20 protein-coding genes are annotated in these 22,220 nt (G+C 73.1%); 12 read left to right on the forward strand and 8 right to left on the reverse strand.

The features are described from left to right. Positions 1 to 26: 26 nt before the first annotated feature. The gene (locus E4622_RS21255; RefSeq protein WP_134742227.1) at positions 27 to 524 is read left to right on the forward strand and encodes a GNAT family N-acetyltransferase; all 498 of its coding nucleotides are present in this window, start codon (positions 27 to 29) and stop codon (positions 522 to 524) included. Here E4622_RS21255 and E4622_RS21260 read toward each other — a convergent pair whose 3' ends face one another. Continuing rightward, positions 525 to 1,223, reverse strand: coding sequence for an SDR family oxidoreductase (locus E4622_RS21260; protein WP_134742228.1), 699 nt, complete (start codon positions 1,221 to 1,223; stop codon positions 525 to 527). A gap of 114 nt (positions 1,224 to 1,337) precedes the next feature. Here E4622_RS21260 and E4622_RS21265 point away from each other — a divergent pair, with 114 nt between their 5' ends. From E4622_RS21265 to E4622_RS21275, 3 genes are read left to right on the forward strand one after another with little or no spacing between them, the layout of a single operon-like run. After that, positions 1,338 to 1,907: a TetR/AcrR family transcriptional regulator gene (locus E4622_RS21265; RefSeq protein WP_134742229.1), complete on the forward strand. Its 570-nt coding sequence runs from the start codon at positions 1,338 to 1,340 to the stop codon at positions 1,905 to 1,907. A gap of 9 nt (positions 1,908 to 1,916) precedes the next feature. Further along, positions 1,917 to 2,849, forward strand: a complete 933-nt coding sequence (gene arcC, locus E4622_RS21270) for a carbamate kinase (protein WP_134742230.1) — start codon at positions 1,917 to 1,919, stop codon at positions 2,847 to 2,849. Between the two features lie 20 nt (positions 2,850 to 2,869). Next, positions 2,870 to 3,967, forward strand: a complete 1,098-nt coding sequence (locus tag E4622_RS21275; RefSeq protein ID WP_134742231.1) for a ring-opening amidohydrolase — start codon at positions 2,870 to 2,872, stop codon at positions 3,965 to 3,967. Between the two features lie 6 nt (positions 3,968 to 3,973). Here E4622_RS21275 and E4622_RS21280 read toward each other — a convergent pair whose 3' ends face one another. From E4622_RS21280 to E4622_RS21295, 4 genes are all read right to left on the reverse strand, one after another. Next, entirely contained in the window at positions 3,974 to 4,552 is a 579-nt protein-coding gene (locus E4622_RS21280; protein ID WP_134742232.1) for a TetR/AcrR family transcriptional regulator, read from the reverse strand. 86 nt (positions 4,553 to 4,638) lie between these two features. Further along, positions 4,639 to 6,321 (reverse strand): ELWxxDGT repeat protein, encoded by a 1,683-nt coding sequence (locus tag E4622_RS21285; protein ID WP_134742233.1) that lies wholly within the window; start codon positions 6,319 to 6,321, stop codon positions 4,639 to 4,641. Between the two features lie 251 nt (positions 6,322 to 6,572). Continuing rightward, entirely contained in the window at positions 6,573 to 7,160 is a 588-nt protein-coding gene (locus E4622_RS21290; RefSeq protein ID WP_134742234.1) for a TetR/AcrR family transcriptional regulator, read from the reverse strand. Between the two features lie 100 nt (positions 7,161 to 7,260). Next, the gene (locus tag E4622_RS21295) at positions 7,261 to 8,943 is read right to left on the reverse strand and encodes a hypothetical protein (RefSeq protein WP_134742235.1); all 1,683 of its coding nucleotides are present in this window, start codon (positions 8,941 to 8,943) and stop codon (positions 7,261 to 7,263) included. 172 nt (positions 8,944 to 9,115) lie between these two features. Between E4622_RS21295 and E4622_RS21300 the strand changes: the two genes are divergently transcribed. Both E4622_RS21300 and E4622_RS21305 read left to right on the forward strand, forming a co-directional pair. Beyond that, positions 9,116 to 12,364 carry an ATP-dependent DNA helicase gene (locus E4622_RS21300; protein ID WP_134742236.1) on the forward strand — a complete coding sequence of 1,083 codons (3,249 nt, stop codon included), beginning with the start codon at positions 9,116 to 9,118 and terminating at the stop codon, positions 12,362 to 12,364. Next, on the forward strand, positions 12,361 to 15,573 hold the full coding sequence (locus E4622_RS21305; protein ID WP_245156141.1) for an ATP-dependent DNA helicase: 3,213 nt from the start codon (positions 12,361 to 12,363) through the stop codon (positions 15,571 to 15,573). The genes E4622_RS21300 and E4622_RS21305 overlap by 4 nt, the downstream gene beginning before the upstream one ends. On the opposite strand, the gene E4622_RS21310 is transcribed toward E4622_RS21305, so the two are convergent. Both E4622_RS21310 and deoD read right to left on the reverse strand, forming a co-directional pair. Next, complete coding sequence (locus E4622_RS21310; protein WP_134742237.1) at positions 15,563 to 16,609, reverse strand: FAD-dependent oxidoreductase; 1,047 nt, start codon at positions 16,607 to 16,609, stop codon at positions 15,563 to 15,565. The two genes, E4622_RS21305 and E4622_RS21310, sit on opposite strands and share 11 nt — an antisense overlap. Positions 16,610 to 16,646: 37 nt before the next feature. Further along, positions 16,647 to 17,363, reverse strand: coding sequence for a purine-nucleoside phosphorylase (gene deoD, locus E4622_RS21315; protein WP_134742238.1), 717 nt, complete (start codon positions 17,361 to 17,363; stop codon positions 16,647 to 16,649). A gap of 31 nt (positions 17,364 to 17,394) precedes the next feature. Between deoD and nudC the strand changes: the two genes are divergently transcribed. Beyond that, positions 17,395 to 18,306, forward strand: coding sequence for an NAD(+) diphosphatase (nudC, locus tag E4622_RS21320; protein ID WP_134742239.1), 912 nt, complete (start codon positions 17,395 to 17,397; stop codon positions 18,304 to 18,306). A gap of 44 nt (positions 18,307 to 18,350) precedes the next feature. Here the strand turns inward: nudC and E4622_RS21325 are convergent, their stop codons facing one another. After that, positions 18,351 to 18,596 (reverse strand): mycoredoxin, encoded by a 246-nt coding sequence (locus E4622_RS21325; RefSeq protein ID WP_134742240.1) that lies wholly within the window; start codon positions 18,594 to 18,596, stop codon positions 18,351 to 18,353. A 74-nt stretch (positions 18,597 to 18,670) separates the two neighbouring features. Between E4622_RS21325 and E4622_RS21330 the strand changes: the two genes are divergently transcribed. The 5 genes from E4622_RS21330 (at position 18,671) to E4622_RS22970 (ending at position 22,093) form a co-directional block, all read left to right on the forward strand. Next, on the forward strand, positions 18,671 to 20,713 hold the full coding sequence (locus E4622_RS21330) for an ATP-dependent DNA helicase UvrD2 (protein WP_134742241.1): 2,043 nt from the start codon (positions 18,671 to 18,673) through the stop codon (positions 20,711 to 20,713). Positions 20,714 to 20,855: 142 nt separating this feature from the next. Further along, entirely contained in the window at positions 20,856 to 21,083 is a 228-nt protein-coding gene (locus tag E4622_RS21335; protein WP_134742242.1) for a hypothetical protein, read from the forward strand. A gap of 138 nt (positions 21,084 to 21,221) precedes the next feature. After that, a complete protein-coding gene (locus E4622_RS21340; RefSeq protein WP_134742243.1) occupies positions 21,222 to 21,554 on the forward strand; it encodes a WhiB family transcriptional regulator in 333 nt (110 codons plus the stop codon). A gap of 54 nt (positions 21,555 to 21,608) precedes the next feature. Then, positions 21,609 to 21,806 (forward strand): hypothetical protein, encoded by a 198-nt coding sequence (locus E4622_RS21345; protein ID WP_134742244.1) that lies wholly within the window; start codon positions 21,609 to 21,611, stop codon positions 21,804 to 21,806. A gap of 125 nt (positions 21,807 to 21,931) precedes the next feature. Continuing rightward, complete coding sequence (locus tag E4622_RS22970) at positions 21,932 to 22,093, forward strand: hypothetical protein (protein WP_167736188.1); 162 nt, start codon at positions 21,932 to 21,934, stop codon at positions 22,091 to 22,093. Positions 22,094 to 22,220 lie beyond the last annotated feature (127 nt).

Below are 22,220 nucleotides of genomic sequence, written 5' to 3' on the forward strand. Positions count from 1 at the left end.
TTTCGGCGTTCGCTAGGTTCGGGGCCATGAGCGAGCCGGTGCTGCGTCCTGCCGACCAGGACGACGCCGAGGCGATCGCGGGCATCTGGGAGCGGGGCTGGCACGACGGGCACGACGGGCACGTCCCCGCTGAGCTGAGCGCCGTACGCACTCCGGAGACGTTCCGCTCCCGCACGGCCGACCGATTGACGCAGACGTCCGTCGCGGAGGTCGCGGGCCGGGTGGCCGGCTTCGTGGTCGTGCACGGCGACGAGCTGGAGCAGGTCTACGTCGACGGGGCCCACCGCGGGTCGGGGGTCGCGCAGGCGCTCATGGCCGAGGGGCTGCGGCTCGTCGCCGAAGCCGGCCACGAGCACGCCTGGCTCGTCGCTGCGACCGGCAACGCGCGGGCCCGGCGCTTCTACGAGCGCGAGGGCTGGTTCGACGAGGGGCTGGTCGACTACCCCGCCGAGGGGCCAGACGGTCCCATCGTCGTGACCGACCACCGCTACACGAAGGCGACGCGGCCCCTCGGCGACCGCTAGTCAGACGACCAGGTGGGCGGGCGGCCCGGAGAGCACGGACTTCACGAAGCGGCTCGTGTCGTCGCCCAGGACCTCCTCGTCGCCGTTCTCCAGGGCCTCGAGCACCTGGGCGACGAGGTCCTCCGGCGGGAGCTTGGGGCCCTCGACGTGGGCAGCCATGTCGGTGTCGAGGTAGCCGACGTGGACCCCGACGACCAGGGTTCCCTGCTCGCGGAGCTCCCCGCGGGTCACGTTGGTCAGCGACCAGGCGGCCGCCTTGGAGGCGGAGTAGCCGCCCACCGCCGGGCTGGTCGCCCAGGACAGGGCGGAGAGCACGTTGACGACCGCTCCGCCGCCGTTGGCCGCCAGCACGGGCGCGAAGGCGCGGGTGACCCGCAGCGGTCCCAGGGTGTTGGTCTCGAGCTCCTCGCGGAAGCCGTCCAGGGACGCGGCGGTGAGCACCGAGCCGCCGCGCCCGATGCCGGCGTTGTTGACGACGACGGTGACGTCGCCCAGCCGGGCGGCGACCTCGGCGACCGAGGCGTCGTCGCTGACGTCCAGGCGGACCGGCGTGGCGCCCGCGACCGTGACGCTCTCCGGGTCGCGGGCGCCGGCGTAGACGGTGGCGCCCGCGGCGACGAGGGCCTCGGTGAACGCCTTGCCGAGGCCGCGGTTGGCGCCGGTGACGAGGACGGTGGACTGGTCGAGGGTGATGCTCATGGGAGTGCCTTCCGTTGATGCGGACCGATCGGTCCGTTACGGGTGCAGCCCCCGGGACCCGCGATCCATTCCCGGATCCGGGAGATCGGACCGATCGGTCCGTAACATGAGCCCATGCCCCGCGCCGCCGACCCCGCCCTGCGTGACCGGATCGTCGAGACCTCCGCCGCGCTGTTCTACGAGCGCGGCGTGCGCGCCGTGGGGATGGCCGAGATCGTGGCGGCGGTGGGCTGCGGCAAGAACGCGCTCTACCGGCACTTCCCCAGCAAGGAGGCGCTCGTCCTGGCCTACCTCCAGCACATGGCGCGGTGGCTGGACGCCACGATGGACGGCGCGCTCGCGGGTCTCGAGCGGGTGCCGTCGGCCGCGCTGGTCGCCGTCACGCGGCAGGTGGCCGACTGGGTGGCTGCCCCCGGCTACCGCGGCTGTCCGTTCCGCAGCTACCTGCGCGAGGTGCGCGAGGACGACCACGCGCCCGCCCGCCTCGCGGAGGCCGAGGTCGAGGGCCTGCGCGTGCGCGTCGACGCCCTGGTGGCCCGGCTCGGGACCCCGCAGCCGGACCTCCTCGCCGACCGCATCTGGCTGGTGATCGAGGGCCTCTACGCCAGTGCGCCCTACGGCGACCGCGAGCAGAGCGCCACGACCGCGGTCGGGCTGGTGCAGGAGCTGCTCGCGGCTGCGTAGGGTCGGCCCATGAGGGTCCTGCTCGCGCTCGGCGGCAACGCCATGACGAACGCCGAGGGGCGGGCGCGCCCCGAGGACCAGATCGCCGCCGCCGAGGTCGCCATGGCCGCGGTCGCCGACCTCCTCGCCCACGACGTCGAGGTCGTCATCACCCACGGCAACGGTCCGCAGGTGGGCAACCTGCTGGTCAAGAACGAGCTCGCCGCTGCCGTCGTGCCGCCGGTCCCGCTCGACTGGTGCGGGGCGCAGACCCAGGCCACCCTCGGGTTCGTCCTGATGAACGCGCTCGAGTCGGCGCTCCTGGCGCGCGGCCTCGACCGCCGTACGGCGACGGTGGTGACGCGCACGCTCGTCGACGGCGACGACCCGGGCTTCTCCACCCCGACCAAGCCGATCGGCCGCTACCTGCCCGCCGACGAGGCGGCGCTCCTCCAAGGGCACGGTGAGGTGTGGGAGGACCGCGGCGACCAGGGCTGGCGGCGCGTCGTCGCCTCTCCGGAGCCGCGGGAGATCCTGGACGCGCCCGCTGCGCTCGCGCTGATCGAGGCGGGCTTCGTGGTGGTCGCCAACGGCGGCGGCGGGATCCCCGTCGTCCGCGAGGACGGCCGCCTGCGCGGTGTCGAGGCGGTGATCGACAAGGACCTCGGCGCGGCGCTGCTCGCCGAGACCGTCGGGGCCGACGTGCTCGTGGTCGCGACGAACGTGCCGCACGCCGTGCTGCGCTACGGCGAGCCGGACGCCGAGGAGCTCGGCAGGGTCAGCGTCGTCGAGCTGCGTCGCCATGCCGCCGAGGGCCACTTCGCGCGCGGCTCGATGGGTCCCAAGGTCGACGCGGTGTGCCGGTTCGTCGAGCGGACCGGGCGCCGTGGTGTGATCACGAGCCTGGACAACATCGCCCACGCCGTGGACGGTGGAGCCGGCACGATCGTCACGCCCGCGTAGGTCTCGAAAGGACATCCCCCATGCCCGACGCCATCGAAGTACGCAAGGTCCCGATCCACTCCGTCGCGGACGCGAGCGAGCTCGCGAAGCTGATCGACGACGGGGTGATGGCCGCCGACCGGGTGGTCGCGATCATCGGCAAGACCGAGGGCAACGGCGGGGTCAACGACTACACACGCATCATCAGCGACCGCGCCTTCCGCGAGGTGCTGATCGATAAGGGCGCGCCCGCCGAGCAGGTCAAGCAGGTCCCGATCGTGTGGTCCGGGGGCACCGACGGGGTGATCAGCCCGCACGCCACGATCTTCGCCACCACCGACGCGGAGCCCAGCGACGAGCCGCGCCTGACCGTCGGGTTCGCGATGAGCGAGGTGCTGCTGCCCGAGGACATCGGCCGCGTCGCCATGGTCGAGAAGGTCGCGGCCGCCGTGGAGGTGGCGATGGCGAAGGCCGGGATCACCGACGTCGCCGACGTCCACTACGTGCAGACCAAGACGCCCCTGCTGACCGTCCACACCATCCGCGACGCCAAGTCGCGCGGCAAGACGGTGTGGACCGAGCACACCCACGAGTCGATGGACCTGTCCAACGGCTGCACGGCCCTCGGCATCGCCGTCGCCCTCGGCGAGATCGAGATGCCCACGGACGCCGACGTCATGCACAACCGCGACCTCTTCTCGGCGGTCGCCTCGTGCTCCTCCGGCGTCGAGCTCGACCAGGCCCAGGTGGTCGTCGTCGGCAACGCGACGGGGGTCGGCGGTCGCTACCGCGTCGGCCACTCGGTGATGAAGGACGCCCTCGACGCCGACGGCATCTGGGAGGCGATCCGCTCCGCCGGCCTCGACCTGCCCGAGCGTCCCCGCACCGAGGACCTCGACGGCAAGCTCGTCAACGTCTTCCTGAAGTGCGAGGTCTCCCAGGACGGTCAGGTGCGCGGGCGCCGCAACGCGATGCTCGACGACTCCGACGTCCACTGGCACCGCCAGATCAAGGCGGCCGTCGGCGGCGTCACCGCGGCGGTCACGGGGGATCCTGCCGTCTTCGTGTCGGTGTCGGCGGCGCACCAGGGACCCGACGGCGGCGGCCCCGTGGCGGCCATCGTCGACCTCGGCGACTGACCCGCCTCAGCCCGGCGCGTCGGTCGCGCCGGGACGGACGCCGGCGACCCACATGTCGGCGATCTGGTCGACGCAGTCCGGGTCCAGCCGGTAGAGGGCGAGGGAGAAGATCACCGCGGTGCCCAGCGCGGTGCGGGCGGTGACGTAGTCCAGGGCGGGGTCGATCTCGCCGCGGGCCAGGCCGCGCGCCCAGATCGGCTGCATGTACACGTCGCTGGAGCCGCCCGTGGTCTCGAGGAAGGCCGCGTTGGCGCGGTCCTCCGCAATGGCCTTGCCGATCTGCTGACCCAGGGCGGCTCGCGTCGCAGGGGAGTCGATCGTCGGCACCACGGCCCGGACGACCGCGCGGATGTCGCCGCGCAGGGTTCCGGTGTCGACCTGCTCCACCGGGAAGGAGCTCTGCACGTTGAGGGCGAACACGACCTCGTCGCGGTTGGCGTAGCGGCGGTAGACCGTCGGCTTGCCGACGCCGGCGCGCTCGGCGATCGCCTCCATCGTGAGGCCGTCGTAGCCGGTCTCGGCGATGAGGGTCTGGGCGGCGCCCAGGATGCGCTGCTCGATCTGGGGGTCACGGGGTCTGGCCATGGTCGCTCCTTCGTCCGGGTGCGGACACGCCTGCTGCGGTCGGGCCCGGAGGCGCCGACCGCAGCAGGTTCATGAGGGGGATGATCTCAGGACTTCTTGACCTTGCGGGGAGGCGAGGTCACGGTGACGGGGTTGTGACCCGGCAGGGTGCCGGTGACCCGGACGCTGACCCGCTTGCCCCGGTCCTTCCTGGTGAGCTTGTAGGACCTCTTCGTGGCGCCGGCGATGGGCTTGCCGGCGCGCAGCCAGCGGACCGTGAGCTTGGCGCCCTTCTCCCACGTGCCGGTGACGACCTTGAGCCGCTTGCCGACGCGGGCCTTGCCGCCCTTGACGACCTTGGTCCGCGGCTTGGCCGAGTCCACGGTGAAGTAGCGCTGGACGTCGACGCTGAAGATCGTGTCCTTGCCCTGGACCGCCCCGTGGTAGAGCACCTTCGTGCCGAACGACGTCACGGCCTGGGTCTCGGTGCTGCCGGGGAGGATGTCCCGCACGAGCGCGGTTCCGGTCGACAGCCCGTTGCTCACCCAGGGCTCGCGGCCTGCGGCCTTGGTGGTGGCGCCGAACGCCACGAAGCGGCCGTTGGCGACGAGGGGTCCGAGGATGCCGCTGGGGGCTCCGGGGTCGATGTCGCGGACCAGGCGCGTGCCTGCCGCCGTGCCGTTCGAGGTCCACAGCTCGCGTCCCTGGCCCGGCACCTGGGCGGTGAAGTACGCGGTCCCGCCGACGTCGACGATGGAGTCGACGAAGCTGGACTGGGCGCCGCCCGGTGCGAGGTCCTTGACCAGGCCGGTGCCGCCCGCGGTGCCGTTGGTGGCGAAGAGCTCGGCCTCCTGGCCGGGCGAGGTGGAGCTGTAGAACACCTTGGCGCCCACCTTGGTGAACTTCGAGAGGTCGGTCGAGCTCACCCCGGGGGTGACGTCCTTGACGAGGACGGTGCCGGCGGCGGTGCCGTCGCTGCGCCACACCTCGCGGCCGGTCAGCCCGTCGTCGGCGCTGAAGACGACCGACCCGCCGGACAGGTGCGTGATCTCCTGCGGGCTGGCATTGCCGCCGCCCGCCTGGATGTCCTTGACGAGGATGGTGCCCCCCTGGGTGCCGTCGGTGCGGTAGAGCTCGGTGCCGGAGGTGCCGAACGCCCTGAAGAACGCCGTGCCGTTCGAGGTGAGGGTGATCTCCCGGGGTGAGGACGAGTCGGCGCCCGGGCGCAGGTTGCCGATGAGGTGCGTCGTCGCGGCGGTGCCACCGCTGCTCCACAGCTCGCTGCCGGTCACGTTGTCGTCGGCCGCGAAGACGAGCCGGTTTCCGACCGCGGTGAGCGACGTGGGGTCGGAGCCGAGAGCGTTGGGCCCGATGTTCGCGACGAGCTTGGTGCCCGCGGTAGTGCCGTCGGTGATCCAGAGCTCCTCGCCGGTCGCGGCGGTCTCAGCCGTGAAGTAGACCCTCGAGCCCACCGTCGTGAAGTTGCGCGGGATGCTGTCGGCCGCGCCCGGCACGATGTCCTTGAGCATCGTGGTCCCGGCGGGGGTGCCGTCGGAGATCCACGGCTCGTTGCCGCCGGTCTCGGCGGTGGCGGCGAAGACCACCCGGTTGCCGAGGGCGGCGACGCCGTTCTCCGGGTCCATCGAGCTGAACGACTTGGCGAGGACGGCCGTGGTGTTGCCGTGGGCCGAGGCCGGCGCGGTGGCGCCGACGCCCAGGGCCAGGGCGGAGAGGCCGAGGGCGACGACGGCTCCGGTGGTGGTGGTGGACTTCAGGGGAGAGGTTCGCATGATGTCTTCCGTGGTCGGGGGCTCATCGTCGAGCCTCGAGGTGATTACGTACCGTAACGTAACGTAATGGAACCAGGAGGCGCAAGGGCACGGCGGTCACCGGTCCAGACCAGCCTGGCTTGACCAGCTCGCGTCGCGGCCGCGACATCGGACTGCCGCCAGTCGTCGCGGTGGCGGTCCTCGACGAGCCCCCACCCCGCTCGGAGGCTCTCACCCGTGCAAGCCGACGCGCCTGCTACCCACGTCCTGGCTCAGTACACCTGGGCCGGCGGTCCCGTGTCGCCGGGCCGGACGCCGGCGACCCACATGTCGGCGATCTGGTCGACGCAGTCCGGGTCCAGTCGGTAGAGGGCGAGGGAGAAGATCACCGCGGTGCCCAGCGCGGTGCGGGCGGTGACGTAGTCCAGCGCGGGGTCGATCTCGCCGCGCGCGAGGCCGCGCTCCCAGATCGGCACCATGTAGGCATCGCTGGAGCCTCCGGTGCTCTCGAGGAACGCCTGGTTGGCGCGGTCCTCGGCGATGGCCTTGCCGATCTGCTGACCCAGCGTCGCGCGGGCCGCGGGGGAGTCGATCGTGGGCACCACGGCGCGCACGACGGCCCGGATGTCGCCGCGCAGGGTCCCGGTGTCGACCTGCTCCACGGGGGCCGAGCCGGCGACGTTGAGCGCGAAGACGACCTCGTCGCGGTTGGCGTAGCGGCGGTAGACCGTCGGCTTGCCGACGCCGGCGCGCTCGGCGATCGCCTCCATCGTGAGGCCGTCGTAGCCGGTCTCGGCGATGAGGGTCTGGGCGGCGCCCAGGATGCGCTGCTCGATGTGGGGGTCACGGGGTCTGGCCATGCTCGCTCCTTCGTCCGGGTCCGGACGCGCCTGTTGCGGTCGGGCCCGGAGGCGCCGACCGCAACAGGTTCATGTGGTGGATGATCTCAGACCTCGTGGGTCAGGACTTCTTGACCTTGCGCGCCACCGACGTGGCCGTCACCGCGTTGTGGCCGGCCAGCGAGCCCGTGACTCGCACGCTGACCCGCTTGCCGCGGTCCTTGCGGGTCAGCCGGTAGGTGAGCTTGGATGCGCCGGGGATCGGCTTGCCGGCCCGCAGCCAGCGGACCGTGAGCTTGGCGCCCTTCTCCCACGTGCCGGTGACGACCTTGAGCCGCTTGCCGACACGGGCCTTGCCGCCCTTGACGACCTTGGTGCGGGGCTTGGCCGACCTGACGTCGAAATAGCGCTGGACGTCCACGCCGAACAGCGTGGGCTTGCCCTCGACGGTGCCCTGGTAGAGCACCTTGGAGCCGAAGGAGGTCACGGCCTGGATCTCGGTGTTGCCGGGCAGCGTGTCCCTCACGAGTGCCGTCCCGGTCGAGAGCCCGTTGCTCACCCAGGGCTCGCGCCCCGTCGCCGGCGTCGTGGCGCCGAAGGCGAGGTACCGGCCGTTGGCCACGAGCGGTCCGAGGATGCCGCTCGAGGGTCCGGGGCTGATGTCGCGGACCAGGAGCGTGCCGGCCGCCGTGCCGTTCGAGGTCCAGAGCTCGCGGCCCTGTGCTGCTGTCTGGGCCGTGAAGTACGCCCTTCCGGCGATGTCGGTGATCGACTCGACGATGCTCCCCTGGTTGCCGGGGACGATGTCCTTCACGAGACCCGTGCCGGCGGTGGTGCCGTCGGTCGCGAAGAGCTCGGGGTCCTTGCCCGGTGAGCTCGAGGAGTAGAACACCTTGGCGCCGACCCGGGAGAACTTCGCCAGCGAGCTGTCGCTGGCGCCCGGGGTGACGTCCTTGACCAGGACCGTGCCGGCCGCGGTGCCGTTGCTGCGCCACAGCTCGCGACCGCTGAGGCCGTTCTCGGCGCTGAAGACCACGGAGCCAGCCGCGAGGGGCGTGATCCCCTGCGGGTCGCTGCCGACCCCGCCGGGGTCGATGTCCTTGACCAGCGTGGTGCCCGCCGGGGTGCCGTCGGTGCGGTAAAGCTCGGCGGCGACGTTGTCGCCGAACGCCGCGAAGAACGCGACACCGGACGAGGTGAGGGTGATGTCGTGGGGGGACGAGGACTGGTTGCCGAGACGGAGGTTGTCGAGGAGCTGCGTCGTGGCGGCGGTGCCCCCGCTGCTCCACAGCTCGCGGCCGTGCACGTTGTCGTCGGCGACGAAGACCAGCCGGTTGCCGACCGCCGTGAGGGAGCTGGGCTCGGACGAGAACGCGTTGGGCCCGATGTTCTCGACCAGCTGGGTGCCGCCGGCGGTGCCGTCGGTCACCCAGAGCTCCTCGCCGGTCGCGGCGGTCTCAGCCTTGAAGTAGACCTTGGAGCCGACCGTGGTGAAGTCGCGGGGGTTGCTGCTCCCGGCGCCAGGGACGATGTCCTTGATCATCTTGGTGCCGGCCGCGGTGCCGTCGGTGATCCACGGCTCGTCGCCGCCCGTCTCGGCGGTGGCCGCGAAGACCACCCGGTTCCCGAGGACCGCGATGCCGAACTCGGCGTCCATCGACGTGAACGACTTGATGAGGGCTGCCGTCGAGCCGCCGTGGGCCGAGGCCGGCGCGGTGGCGCCCACGCCGACCGCGAGCGCCGAGAGTCCGAGGGCGACGGCGGCGGCGCCCGTGGTGGTGGTGCGGAGGGGAGAGGTTCGCATGATGACTTCCGTTGGTCGGGGGCTCGTCCTTGAGCGTCTGATTACGTGTCGTAACGTAACGTAACGGAACCAACGATGGCAAGGGGGTTGCTCATGGTGGTCCAGACCAGTGGCCCGGGTCCGGCTCCGGGCGGCGCGGGGCCCTGTCGGCGCCCGGTGGTTAGGTGGTCCCGTGAGCGCGCCGACCTTTCACCTCGTCCGGCCGGAGGTCCACGTCGACGTCCCGCGCCTCGACGAGCAGCAGCAGCGCGTCGTCGACCACCCCGGAGGGCCGCTGCTGGTCCTCGCGGGCCCCGGCACCGGCAAGACCACGACCCTGGTGGAGGCCATCGTGCGACGGGTCGAGGACGGGGCGCGGCCCGACCAGGTCCTGGCGCTGACGTTCTCCCGCAAGGCCGCCGAGCAGCTGCGCGACCGGGTGACCGCCCGCCTCGGCCGGACCATGGCGACGAGCCTCTGCGCGACGTTCCACTCCTTCGCCTACGGGCTCGTCCGGCGCTACGCGCCGGCGGAGATCTACGCCGCCCCGCTGCGGCTGCTGTCCGCGCCGGAGCAGGACGTCGTGCTGCGTGAGCTGCTCACCGACCACCCCGAGTCCGTCGACTGGCCGGAGTCACTGCACCGCGCGCTGGGCACCCGCGGCTTCGCCCGCGAGGTCAACGCCGTGCTGTCGCGCGCCCGCGAGAAGGGCAAGGACGGCGCCGACCTGCGCGCCCTGGGGGAGGAGCACGACCTGCCTGAGCTCATGGCGGCCGGGCTGTTCCTCGAGCAGTACCTCACCAACCTCGACTACGTCGGCGCGACCGACTACGCCGACCTGATCCGGCGCGCGACGATCGAGGCCGCGGAGCACCGCGACGAGCTGCGCGCCGCCTACCGCCACGTCTTCGTCGACGAGTACCAGGACACCGACCCGGGCCAGGTCGCGATGCTGCGCCAGCTCGCCGGAGACGGGCGCGACCTCACGGTCGTGGGCGACCCGCACCAGTCCATCTACGGCTTCCGCGGAGCGGAGGTGCGCGGCATCCTCGACTTCCCGGCCGACTTCCCCCGCGCCGACGGACGGCCCGCCGAGGTCGTGGCCCTGCGGACCACCCGCCGCTTCGGCCCCCACCTGCTGCTGGCCTCCCAGCGTGTCGCCTCCCGGCTGGCGCTCCCGGGCGCCATCCCGGAGTCGGCCAAGCTGGCGTTCCTCCAGCCCGTGGCCGAGGCGCCGGGCCTGGGCAACGGCAAGGTCGTGGTCCGCACCTTCGACACCGACCGCGCGGAGGCCGAGCACCTCGCCGACCTCCTGCGCCGCGCCCACCTCGAGGACGGCATCGCCTGGGACGACATGGCCGTCCTGGTCAGGTCCGGTCGCACCTCGATCCCGCCGCTGCGCCGGGCCCTCGGCGCCGCCGGCGTCCCGGTCGAGGTGGCCAGCGACGAGGTCCCGCTGGTGCGCGACCCGGCGGTGCTGCCCCTGCTCGAGGCGATGAAGGCCGTGGTCAACCTCGACAACGACGACCCCGACCACGTCGACTACCTCCACCCCACCCGCGCCGAGGGGCTGCTGCTCAGCCCGCTCGGCGGCCTCGACTCCGGCGACGTACGCCGCCTGGCGCGGGCGCTCCGTGTGCGCGCCAAGGAGCGGGCCCACGAGGACGGCACCTCGCCGCCGCCCTCGCGCGACCTCGTGCGCACTGCCGTGGTCGACCCGTCGTGCCTCGACGGGCTCCACGGTCCCGAGATCACCCGCGCACGTGCCCTTGGCGACCTGCTGGCAGGGGCCCGGGTCGCGCTCGACGGCGGTGCGTCCGCCGAGGAGGTCCTGTGGCACCTCTGGGCCGGCACCGCCTGGCCCCAGCGGCTGCGGCGCTCGGTCGAGATCGGCGGTGGCGCCGCCCGGCGTGCCCACCGCGACCTCGACTCGATCTGCGCGCTCTTCGAGGTGGTGGCCCGGGCCGAGGAGCAACGCGTCCACCTGGGGGTCGCCGACCTGCTCGCCACGCTGACTGCGCAGCAGATCCCGGCCGACACCCTGGCCGAGCGCGGGGCGCGCGGCGCGTCGGTCCGGTTGCTCACGGCCCACCGCGCCAAGGGCCTGGAATGGCGCCTGGTCGTCGTCGCCCACGTCCAGCAGGACGCCTGGCCCGACCTGCGACGCCGCACCACCCTGCTCCAGGCCGACCGCATCGGCACCGACGGCCTGGTGCCGCCCGTCACCGCGCGCGAGCTGCTCCTCGAGGAGCGCCGGCTCTTCTACGTCGCCTGCACGCGGGCCCGGGAGCGCCTGGTCGTCACGGCGGTCCGCTCGCCCGAGGACGACGGCGAGCAGCCCTCGCGCTTCCTCGAGGAGCTCGGCGTCGGCGACGTCGCCCATGTCGTCGGTCGCCCGGCGCGGCCGCTCTCGATGGGCGGCCTGGTCGGCGAGCTGCGCCGCACCCTGGCCGATCCCGAGACGCCCGAGCCGCTGCGCGACGCGGCGGCCCGGCGCCTGGCGCGCCTGGCGGGGGAGACCGCCGGCACCCGGCAGCTGGCCCCGCAGGCCGATCCCGCCACGTGGTGGGGCACCCGCGCGGCCTCGCGCTCCCCGCAGCCGGTCCGCGACCCCGAGCTGCCGGTGCCCGTCTCGGCCAGCGTGCTGGAGTCGCTGATGGTCTGCCCGACCCAGTGGTTCCTGGAGCGGGAGGCCGGCGGCGTCGCGCGCGCCCACCAGTCCGCCAACCTGGGCCAGCTCCTCCACGCGCTGGCCGAGCGGGTCGCCTCGGGGGAGATCGACGCCGGCCCCGACGACGCCGACCTGCTGATGACCCACGTCGACGACGTGTGGGAGCGCCTGGAGTTCCGCACCCCCTGGTCGAAGTCACGCGAGCACGAGCGGGTGCGGGCGGCGCTCGCACGCTTCCTCCAGTGGCACCACGCCAACACCCGCACCCTGCTCGCCACCGAGCAGCAGTTCACCGCGGTCGTCACCCTCGGCGCCGAGGACGAGGAGCCGGTGGAGGTCCAGCTCACCGGCTACGCCGACCGCGTCGAGCTCGACGCCGACGGCTCGGTCGTGGTGGTCGACCTCAAGACCGGCCGCAACAAGCCGAGCGACAAGTCCGTGGAGCAGCACGTCCAGCTCGGTCTCTACCAGTACGCCGTCGACCGGGGCGCCGTCGACGACCTGCTGCCCGAGGGCGTCGAGGCCCGGGCCGGGGGCGCCGAGCTGGTGCAGCTCGGCATCCTCGACGACTCCACGGCCGCCGCGGTGCAGACCCAGGACCCCCAGGCCGACGACGGGCCCTACCGCGGCGTCTTGCGGGCCGAGCTCGTGCGCGCCGCCGACCTGCTCCGCACCGAGCGCTTCCCGGCGGTGGCCGGCGCCCAGTGCCGCGACTGCTCGTTCGTCCCGATCTGCCCGATCAAGAGCGCGGGCTCGGTGACCGACCAGTGACCACGCAGCAGTCAGCCCGGATCGACACCCCGCAGGACCTCCAGCGGGTGATGCGGACCGCCTACGCCCCCAGCGACCAGCAGTGGGAGGCGATCTCGGCGCCGCTGAGCCCGGCGGTCGTGATCGCCGGGGCCGGCTCGGGCAAGACCACGCTGATGGCGGCGCGCGTGGTCTACCTCGTGGTCACGGGCCAGGTCCGGCCCGAGGAGGTCCTCGGGCTCACGTTCACCACCAAGGCCGCCAGCGAGCTGCGGCGCAAGATCCGCGACGCGCTGGTCGCGGCCGGCGCGCTCGACGCGACGGTGCGCACCGACCAGGACGGCGGCGACGAGGAGCCGATCGAGCCGACCGTCCTGACGTACAACGCCTACGCCGCCAACCTGCTCACCGAGCACGGCCTGCGCATCGGCCACGAGCCCGACACCCGCGTGGTCACCGACGCCGCCCGCTACCAGCTGGGCGCGCGCGTCGTCGACCGGTTCACCGGCGAGGTCCGCCACCTCACCGACCACCCCGCCACCGCCATCCAGAACCTCCTCGCCCTCGACGGTGCGATGAGCGAGCACCTGCGCAGCGCCGACGACGTCCGGGCGGTCGACGCGGAGGCGCGTCGGGGCTTCGAGCGGGCGATCGTCGAGGAGCGGGCCGGCAAGGACCGCAAGGGCCACCGCGAGGCGTGCGAGAAGGCCGTCTCCGCCATCGACCGGCGCGCGGAGCTGCTGCAGCTGGTCGCCGGCTACCGCCGCCTCAAGCGCGACCTCGGGCTCATGGACTTCTCCGACCAGATCGAGCTCGGCGCCCGGCTCGCCGAGGACCAGCCGGAGGTCGGTGCCGCCGAGCGCACCAAGTTCAAGGTCGTGCTGCTCGACGAGTACCAGGACACCTCGGTGGCGCAGGCGACCATGCTGTCGCGGTTGTTCTCCGGACCCGACGCGGCTTCCGGCAGGGGCCACGCCGTGATGGCGGTCGGCGACCCCAACCAGGCCATCTACGGCTGGCGCGGCGCCTCGGTGTCCAACATCCTCGGCTTCGACCAGACCTTCCCGGCCGCCGCCGGCACCTGTCCGACGTACCACCTCACGGTGAGCCGCCGCTCGGACGAGCGGATCCTGGAGGTGGCCAACCGGCTGGCGGCGCCGCTCTACGACGCCTACGACCAGGTGCAGCCGCTGCTCGCCAAGCCCGACGCCGAGCGCGGCACGGTCACGACCGCCGTCTTCGAGACCCACGCCGAGGAGCTCGACCACCTGGTGGCCGCCGTGCAGCTGGCCCACACCGGGGCGTGGTCCGACATCGGGGTGCTCACCCGCGACAACGCGCACGCCGAGGACGTGTTCGACGCGCTCACCCGGGCCTCGGTCCCGGTCGAGATCGTCGGCCTGTCCGGTCTGCTGCGACTGCCCGAGGTCGCCGAGGTCGTCGCCACCCTGCACCTGCTGCACGACGTGACCTCCAACGCCGCGATGCTCACCCTGCTCACCGGCCCCCGTTGGGCGATCGGACCGCGCGACCTGCGGCTGCTCAGTCGCCGCGCGCAGGAGCTGGCGGGCCGCCACCTGCGCCGCGCCGAGTCCCCGTCGATCGGGGAGCAGCTCGTCGAGATCGCCGACGGGATCGACCCCGCCGAGATCCCGGCGCTCGACGACGCGCTCGCCGACCCCGGCGAGGCACCCTACTCCGCGGAGGCGCGCGAGCGCTTCGGCCTGCTCGCCGGGGAGCTGAGGCAGCTGCGCACCCACGTCGGCGAGCCGCTGCTCGACGTGGTGCGCCGGATCATGGAGACCACCGGCGTCGACGTCGAGCTGGCCTCGGCCGTCAGCCCGGCGGCCGCGGCCCGCCGCGACAACCTCGACCTGTTCGTCAAGGCGGTCGCCGACTTCCAGGCCGTCGACGGCGACGTGACCCTGCCGGCGCTCCTGGCCTACCTCACCGCCGAGGACGACCAGGGCAACGGCCTGGACATCGCGACCCCCAGCGAGGCCGACTCCGTCAAGCTGCTCACCGTCCATCGCGCCAAGGGCCTGGAGTGGGCCTCGGTGTTCCTGGTCGGGGTGTGCGAGACGCGCTTCCCGTCCAACCGCTCGCGCACCCTGTGGACCTCCTCGCCCTCGGTGCTGCCGGCGCCACTGCGCGGCGACGCCGCCGACCTGCCGCAGCTGCAGGGCTCGGACAAGGTCGCGCTCGACGCCTACCGCGCCGCCACCCGCGAGCACGACGCCGAGGAGGAGCTGCGCCTCGGCTACGTCGCCTTCACGCGCGCCGCCCACCTGCTGTCCGTCACGTCCTACTGCTGGGGCACCCGCGCCACCCCCTACGGCCCGTCCGACTACCAGCGCGTCGTGCGCGAGCAGCTCGAGGAGTGGGGCGAGCCCGTCGAGGCCTGGCGCGAGAAGCCGGTCAAGGGCGACCCCAACCCCTACGACGCCGTCGACCCGGCCCGGCCGTGGCCGCCCACCGAGCGGGGGGTCGAGGCCCGGCTGCGGCTCGACGCCGCGGCGCGGGTGCGAGCCGCCGAGCCGGGCGCGGACGACGAGGGCCTCGACATGGTCCAGGCCGCCCAGGTGGCCGACTGGGACGCCGAGATCGACCGGCTCCTCGTGGAGGCGCGTCAGGACCGTGCCGCCGACGTGGGCGTCGAGCTGCCCTCCAGCCTCTCGGCCACGGCGCTCGCCCGCCTGCGCGACGACCCCGACGCGTTCGCGCGCGAGCTGGCGCGGCCGATGCCTCGGCAGCCGTCGCGCGCGGCCCGCTTCGGCACCCGCTTCCATGCCTGGGTCGAGGCGCGCTTCGGCCAGCAGTCGCTGCTCGACCCCGACGAGCTGTCCGGGCGCGGTGACGCCGACGTCGCCGACGACGCCGAGCTGCAGGAGCTCGTCGAACTCTTCGAGAAGGGCAGCTTCGCCGACCGGGTGCCCCACGTCGTGGAGCCGGCCTTCGCCCTCGTCCTCGACGGTCAGGTGGTGCGCGGCCGCATCGACGCGGTCTACGACGAGCCCGGCGGCGGCTACCTCGTCGTCGACTGGAAGACCAGCCGCTCCCACGACGCCGACCCGCTCCAGCTCGCCGTCTACCGCCTGGCCTGGGCCGAGCTGCACGGCGTGGCCCCCGAGCAGGTCCGGGCAGGCTTCTACTACGTGCGCAGCGACCGGCTGGTCGAGCCGGCCGACCTGCCGGGGCGCGCGGAGCTCGAGCAGCTGCTCAGGCGCTAGCCCGGGCGCGGTCGAGCCACTGCGCCACGCCGCGGGCGGCCGCGCGGCCGGCGCGGTTGGCGCCGATCGTGCTCGCTGACGGCCCGTAGCCGACCAGCTGGACGCGCGGGTCGGCGACGGCGGTCGTGCCGTCCAGCTGGATCCCGCCCTGCGGGCTCCGCAGCCGCAGCGGACCCAGGTGGGTCACCGCCGGGCGGAAGCCCGTCGCCCACAGGATGATCTCGGCCGGCTCGAACGTCCCGTCGGGGAAGCGGACGCCGTCGGGCTCCACCGAGGCGAACATCGGGCGGCGCTGGTAGGCGCCCAGCTGCTCGGCGGCGCGCTCCTGCTCGCGGAGCGCCAGCCCGGTCACGCTCACCACGCTCGCCGGCGGGAGGCCGCGGCGTACGCGCTCCTCGACCAGCGCGACCGCGGCGCGGCCCGCGTCGGGGGTGAAGTCGTCGGTGCGCCACACCGGTGGCCGGCGCGTCACCCACACCGTCTCGGTGACCAGCGCGACCTCGCCGAGCAGCTGGACGGCGGACGCGCCGCCGCCCACGACGACGGTGCGCCGGCCGCGGAAGTGCTCCGGGCCGGGGTAGGCCGCCGTGTGCAGCTGCTCGCCGGCGAAGGTCTCCATCCCGGGGTAGCGCGGCACGAAGGGGTGGCTCCACGTGCCGGTCGCGTTGACCAGGGTGCGGCTGGTCCAGGTGCGCTCGCCCGCCTGCGTGACGAGCAGCCCGTCCTCGTCGGTGACCCGCTCCACGCGCACCGGGCGCAGCACGCGGATGTCGTGCTGCTGCTCGTAGGACCCGAAGTACGCCGGCAGCACGTCGCTGGCGCGGCGCTCGGACAGTGCCGGGGCCTGCGAGTCCGGCAGCGCCGCGATGCCGTGCACGTCGCGCATGGTCAGGGAGTCCCAGCGGTGCTGCCAGGCGCCGCCCGGGCCGGCGTCGGCGTCCAGCACGAGGTGCGACAGCCCGCGGCGCCCCAGGTGGTAGGCCGCGGACAGCCCGGCCTGTCCGGCACCGATCACCACCGCGTCGAGGATGTCCACACCGTCCCAACGCCCGCGGAGCGCCGGATATTGCGCTCTACTGCGCGCCCAGGCCCGCCGTCAGCGCGATCTCGACCATGTCGCCGAAGGTCTGCTCACGCTCCTGCGAGGTCGTCTCCTCGCCGGTGACGATGTGGTCGGAGACCGTGCAGATCGCCAGCGCGCGGCGCCCGTGCTTGGCGGCCAGCGTGTAGAGCGCGGCCGCCTCCATCTCGACGGCCAGCACGCCGTACTCCACCATCCGCGCCGCCAGCTCGGGGCGCGCGGCGTAGAAGGAGTCGCTGCTGAAGATCAGGCCGACGTGGACGGACGCCTCGGTGGCGAGCGACTCCGCCGCGGCCGCCGCGTCGCGCAGCAGGCCGAAGTCGGCCACCGGGGCGTAGCCCAGCCCCTCGAACGCGATCCGGTTCATCGCGGAGTCGGTGCAGGCGCCGGACGCGATCACCAGGTCGCGCACGGCCAGCCGCTCCGTCAGCGCCCCGCAGGAGCCCACGCGCACGACCGACTGCACGTCGTACTCGGTGAAGAGCTCGTTGACGTAGATCGCCAGCGAGGGCTGGCCCATGCCGGAGCCCTGCACGGAGACCCGCTGGCCCCGCCAGGTGCCGGTGTAGCCGTACATCCCGCGGACCTCGGTGTAGCACCGCGCGTCCTCGAGGAACGTCTCCGCGATCCACCGGGCCCGCAGCGGGTCGCCGGGCATCAGGACGAGGGGAGCGATGTCGCCGGGCTGGGCGCCGATGTGGGTGCTCATGGGCATGGACCCTAGGACTAACTTCGACACCGTGACATTTCCGCACCTCCGCCTCGCCGAGCCCGCCCACGACCGCCTGGGGGTGCACCGCAAGGACGACGCCTGGCTCGACGCCCGGTGGGCCGACCCGAGCAGCCGGGTGCTCGTCGTCTCCGGCACGCGCGTGCGCCCCCGCGACGGCGCCCTGGAGTGGGTCGCGCCGGACCGGGCGCCCGAGGGGACGCGGGTGCTGCTCGGCGAGCGCGACGGCACGACCTGGTGGGCGGTCGTCACCGACGGCGCGCTCGCGGCCGAGGAGAAGGACGCGTGGCTCCCGCTACGCGGGCTCCTGCCCGCGCTGGCCGGCGGGGACACCGGCGAGGGACCGCTGGTCTTCCACGCCCTTGGCCTGGCCGAGTGGCACTGGGCGACCCGCTTCTGCCCGCGCTGCGGGGGGACGCTGGAGTCCCAGGCCGCCGGCCACGAGCTGAGGTGCACGCAGTGCGGCCGCGCGCAGTTCCCGCGCACGGACCCGGCCGTGATCATGCTCGTGACCCACGGCCAGCCCGGGGCGGACGACGAGCGGTGCCTGCTGGGGCGCCAGGCGGTGTGGCCCGCGGGGCGCTTCTCGACGCTGGCCGGCTTCTGCGAGCCGGGCGAGACCCTCGAGGACGCCGTACGGCGTGAGGTCGCCGAGGAGGTGGGCGTGCGGGTCGGCGAGGTGGGCTACTTCGGCAACCAGCCGTGGCCGCTGCCGGCGAGCCTCATGCTCGGGATGGTCGGGCGCGCCGTCTCCACCGAGATCACCGTCGACGCCGACGAGATCGAGGAGGCCCGCTGGTTCACCCGGGCCGAGATGCGGGAGCAGGCCGAGTCGGGGACGGTCGTGCTCCCCGGCGGCGTCTCGATCAGCCGCTCGCTCGTCGAGCACTGGTACGGCGGCGAGCTCCCCGGCCACTGGTGAACAACGCCGACCCGCCCGAAAGTTCCGGGCGGGTCGGCGGAAGGTCACGCCAGGGAGGCGATCTTCTCCTTGACCTGGGCCAGGGAGGGGTTGGTCTGCGCGGTGCCGTCGGTGTAGACCAGCGTGGGAACCGTCTGGTTGCCGTTGTTGGCGGACTCGACGATCTGCACGGCCTCGGGCTGCTGCTCGATGTCGACCACGTCGTAGGTGATGCCCTCGCGGTCCAGCTGGCTCTTGAGACGGTGGCAGTAGCCGCACCAAGGGGTCGTGTACATCGTGAAGCTGCTCATCTGGGACTGTCGCCTCCGGCGTCTAGGGTCGTGACTAGCACCCGATACAACCATCTCGACCCAGGAGTTGTTCCTTGCCCCACGACCTGCTCGCCGCTCTCGACCCCGAGCAGCGGCGTGTGGCGGAGGCGCTGCGCGGGCCGGTCCGCGTGCTGGCCGGCGCCGGCACCGGCAAGACCCGCGCGATCACCCACCGGATCGCCCACGGCGTGGCCACCGGCGTCTACGCGCCCTCCGAGGTGCTCGCGGTGACGTTCACGACGCGGGCCGCGGGGGAGATGCGCGGGCGCCTGCGCGGACTCGGCGCGAGCGGGGTGCAGGCCCGCACGTTCCACTCGGCCGCGCTGCGCCAGCTGCGCTACTTCTGGCCCCACGTGCACGGCACCGAGCTGCCCTCGCTGATCGAGTCCAAGATCGGGCTCCTCGCCACCGCCGCGCGCCGGCAGCGGCTGAGCTCCGACCAGGCGCTGCTGCGCGACCTGGCCTCCGAGATCGAGTGGTCCAAGGTCAGCAACGTCCACCCCGACGACTACGCCCGCCTCGCGGAGGCTCGGGGGCGCTCCGTGGCCGGCCAGGACCCCGAGACGGTGGGGCGCGTCTTCGCCGCCTACGAGGAGGTCAAGCGCGCCCAGGGCCGCATGGACATGGAGGACGTGCTGCTCCTCACCGCCGGCATGCTCGCCGAGGACGAGCGCGTCGCGGCCCAGGTGCGCCGGCAGTACAAGTGGCTCGTCGTCGACGAGTTCCAGGACGTCTCGCCCCTGCAGTCGGCGCTGCTCGACCTCTGGCTCGGCGGGCGCGACGAGATCTGCGTCGTCGGCGACCCCGCCCAGACGATCTACTCCTTCGCCGGCGCCAACGCCGACTACCTCACGGGCTTCACGACCAAGTTCCCCGGTGCGACCTCGGTCGAGCTGGTGCGCAACTACCGCTCCACGCCGCAGGTGGTCGAGGCCGCCAACGCGCTGCTGGCCGGCTCCGGCACCCAGTCCGTGCAGCTGCGCGCGCAGCGGCCGGCCGGCCCGGCGGTGACGTTCACCCCGGCGCCCGACGAGGTCGCCGAGGCACACCAGATCGCCCGCCGCATCCAGGGCCTGCGCAGCGAGGGCCGGGCGCTGTCCGAGATCGCCGTGCTGTTCCGCATCAACGCCCAGTCGGAGGCCTACGAGGAGGCGCTGTCCGACCTCAAGATCCCCTACGTCATCCGCGGCGCGGCCCGCTTCTTCGACCGCCCCGAGGTGCGCGAGGCCGTCACCCGCATCCGCGGGGCGGCCCGGTCGGGCAGCTCCGAGGTCGACGGGGGATCTGGCGGCGAGCTCGTCGACGTCGTCAAGGCCACGCTGGCCGGCATGGGCTGGACGGCCGAGGCGCCGGCGGGCCGCGGACAGACCCGCGACCGCTGGGAGTCCTGGCAGGCGCTGGTCAGCCAGGCCGAGGAGTTCGCCCGAGGCGAGACCGCCTCGCTGGGTGCCTTCGTCGACGACCTCGACCGCCGTGCCGCCGAGCAGCACGCGCCCGTGGCCGAGGGCGTCACGCTGTCGACGTTCCATGCCGCCAAGGGCCTCGAGTGGGACTCGGTGTTCCTCTGCGGTCTCCAGGACGGCACCCTGCCGATCACCTACGCCGACACCCCGGCCGCGATCGAGGAGGAGCGGCGGCTGCTCTACGTCGGCATGACCCGCGCCCGCCTCGACCTCGCGCTCTCGTGGGCGCAGGCGCGCAACCCCGGCCAGGCCGCCCGCCGCAAGCCGTCGCGCTTCCTGGACCCGCTCCTGCCGGCCTCCGCGCGCCGTGAGCCCGCCACCGAGCGCCGTAGCCGCGTGGCGAGCTGTCGCGAGTGCGGCAAGCCGCTGCGCACCGGCGCGGAGAAGAAGCGCGGTCGCTGCACCGACTGCCCCGCCTCTTACGACGAGGCGGTCTTCGAGCGCCTGCGCGAGTGGCGCAAGGAGCGCGCCGCCGAGGACGAGGTGCCGGCGTTCGTGATCTTCACCGACGCGACGCTGCAGCTCATCGCCGAGCACCAGCCCCAGTCCACACAGGCATTGCTGCGCATCAGCGGAGTCGGCGAGGGCAAGCTGGAGCGCTACGGCGAGGACCTGCTGAGCCTGCTGGTCTAGAGGCCTCGGAAGAAAATCGAGAAATACTCATAAAATCGTTTGCTCATTACATCGCGGTGGCGGTAACTTTCCGTCACCAAGCAAACCGCGCACCACGGTCCTGACAAGGCCGGCGCCCGATGAACCGAAGGAGGTGGCCCGCATGATCACCAACACCATCACGATGACGACCCCGTCCAACCAGGGGATGGCGTCCGGCTTTGGCATGCCCGCGTGCCACCACGCCGCCTTCGGCACTCCGGTGACGGGCCAGCGCTCCGTCGATCTCCGAGGTATGGAGATCGCCCGCGACCGCGCCGTCATCAAGGGAGAGGTGGCTCTCGCCGCCTACGTCCCGGGGACCAACGCCTGGAGTCCGCCCATCTGTTGACATCAACAGACTGGCTCACCTCCAGGCCGCGGACTCCCACCAAGGGATCCGCGGCCTTTGTGTTTTCTCAGAGGCCCTGATCTCCCGCCACACCGCACCACCCCACCGCGATCAGGTCACCGACAGGAGGTGAGATAGATGACCATCAGCGTTCTCGACCGCACCACCGGGCACCAGCCGGACCAGGAGACCACCCTGGGCCAGCTGCACGACCAGGCCGGTCACGTCGACCACGAGCGGCTGCCCTGCCGGGTCAACGACCCCGAGCTGTGGTTCGCCGAGTCGCCGTCCGACGTGGAGTTCGCCAAGGCCCTGTGCCAGGACTGCCCGGTCCAGGCCCTGTGCCTCAGCGGAGCCCTCGACCGGCGTGAGCCCTGGGGCGTCTGGGGAGGCGAGCTGTTCCTCCAGGGAGCAGTGATCCCCCGCAAGCGCCCGCGCGGCCGACCCCGCAAGAACGAGGTCGCCGCGTAGCGGCGGCACCTGTCCCGACCGGAGCACCTTCTCGGAGAGCACCACCCACCACTCATGATCTCGAACCAGAACCGGAGTACTGACATGAACCACCTCATGACCGAAGACCTGGCGCGCGCGCACATGACCGCGCGCCTGGGAGAGGCGCACCAGCTGCGCATGGGCAGCCGTGTCGCCCGTGCGCGCCGACTCAGCCGCAAGGCCGAGAAGGCCGCGCAGCAGGCGCGCCTCGCCCTCGCTCGCGCTCTGTAGGACCCCGGTGATCGGTCACGATCACCTCCACCCTGATCGCGGGTGAACCCCGGGAGCCGGGTACGACGAACCCTCGTCGTGCCCGGCTCCCTCTCATTTCCAGCGCCGGCCGCTAGCCTCGGGCCATGGCCACGTGCGACTTCTGCGGACGCCAGGAGCCTGACGGCTCCGCCACCCTGACCTGGATCACCTCCGTCGAGCACGGTCGCCAGCGCCGCTACTGCGACACCTGCTCGCGCGAGCACCTGCGCGCGATGGAGGGCAAGCTCGACAGCGAGTGGTGGTGAGCCGCTCGCACGGGGCGCCGCCCGCTCACCCTGGGTGGGGTGGGGTGGGGTGGGCAGGGCGCGGATCGTCGCCTACGGCGACAGGGCCACGGCGCCGGAAACCAGCCCTCCGCTCCTTCGTCGCTCC

Source organism: Nocardioides sp. 503 (assembly GCF_004522095.1).
Classification (GTDB): Bacteria; Actinomycetota; Actinomycetes; order Propionibacteriales; family Nocardioidaceae; genus Nocardioides.

Coding starts and splice junctions, on each gene's coding strand:
- deoD (WP_134742238.1), bottom strand. CDS start 17,363: ATGAGCACCCACATCGGCGCCCAGCCCGGCGACATCGCTCCCCTCGTC.
- E4622_RS21255 (WP_134742227.1), top strand. CDS start 27: ATGAGCGAGCCGGTGCTGCGTCCTGCCGACCAGGACGACGCCGAGGCG.
- arcC (WP_134742230.1), top strand. CDS start 1,917: ATGAGGGTCCTGCTCGCGCTCGGCGGCAACGCCATGACGAACGCCGAG.
- E4622_RS21265 (WP_134742229.1), top strand. CDS start 1,338: ATGCCCCGCGCCGCCGACCCCGCCCTGCGTGACCGGATCGTCGAGACC.
- E4622_RS21335 (WP_134742242.1), top strand. CDS start 20,856: ATGATCACCAACACCATCACGATGACGACCCCGTCCAACCAGGGGATG.
- E4622_RS21325 (WP_134742240.1), bottom strand. CDS start 18,596: ATGAGCAGCTTCACGATGTACACGACCCCTTGGTGCGGCTACTGCCAC.
- E4622_RS21345 (WP_134742244.1), top strand. CDS start 21,609: ATGATCTCGAACCAGAACCGGAGTACTGACATGAACCACCTCATGACC.
- E4622_RS21340 (WP_134742243.1), top strand. CDS start 21,222: ATGACCATCAGCGTTCTCGACCGCACCACCGGGCACCAGCCGGACCAG.
- E4622_RS21260 (WP_134742228.1), bottom strand. CDS start 1,223: ATGAGCATCACCCTCGACCAGTCCACCGTCCTCGTCACCGGCGCCAAC.
- E4622_RS21285 (WP_134742233.1), bottom strand. CDS start 6,321: ATGCGAACCTCTCCCCTGAAGTCCACCACCACCACCGGAGCCGTCGTC.
- E4622_RS21290 (WP_134742234.1), bottom strand. CDS start 7,160: ATGGCCAGACCCCGTGACCCCCACATCGAGCAGCGCATCCTGGGCGCC.
- E4622_RS21275 (WP_134742231.1), top strand. CDS start 2,870: ATGCCCGACGCCATCGAAGTACGCAAGGTCCCGATCCACTCCGTCGCG.
- E4622_RS22970 (WP_167736188.1), top strand. CDS start 21,932: ATGGCCACGTGCGACTTCTGCGGACGCCAGGAGCCTGACGGCTCCGCC.
- E4622_RS21295 (WP_134742235.1), bottom strand. CDS start 8,943: ATGCGAACCTCTCCCCTCCGCACCACCACCACGGGCGCCGCCGCCGTC.
- E4622_RS21280 (WP_134742232.1), bottom strand. CDS start 4,552: ATGGCCAGACCCCGTGACCCCCAGATCGAGCAGCGCATCCTGGGCGCC.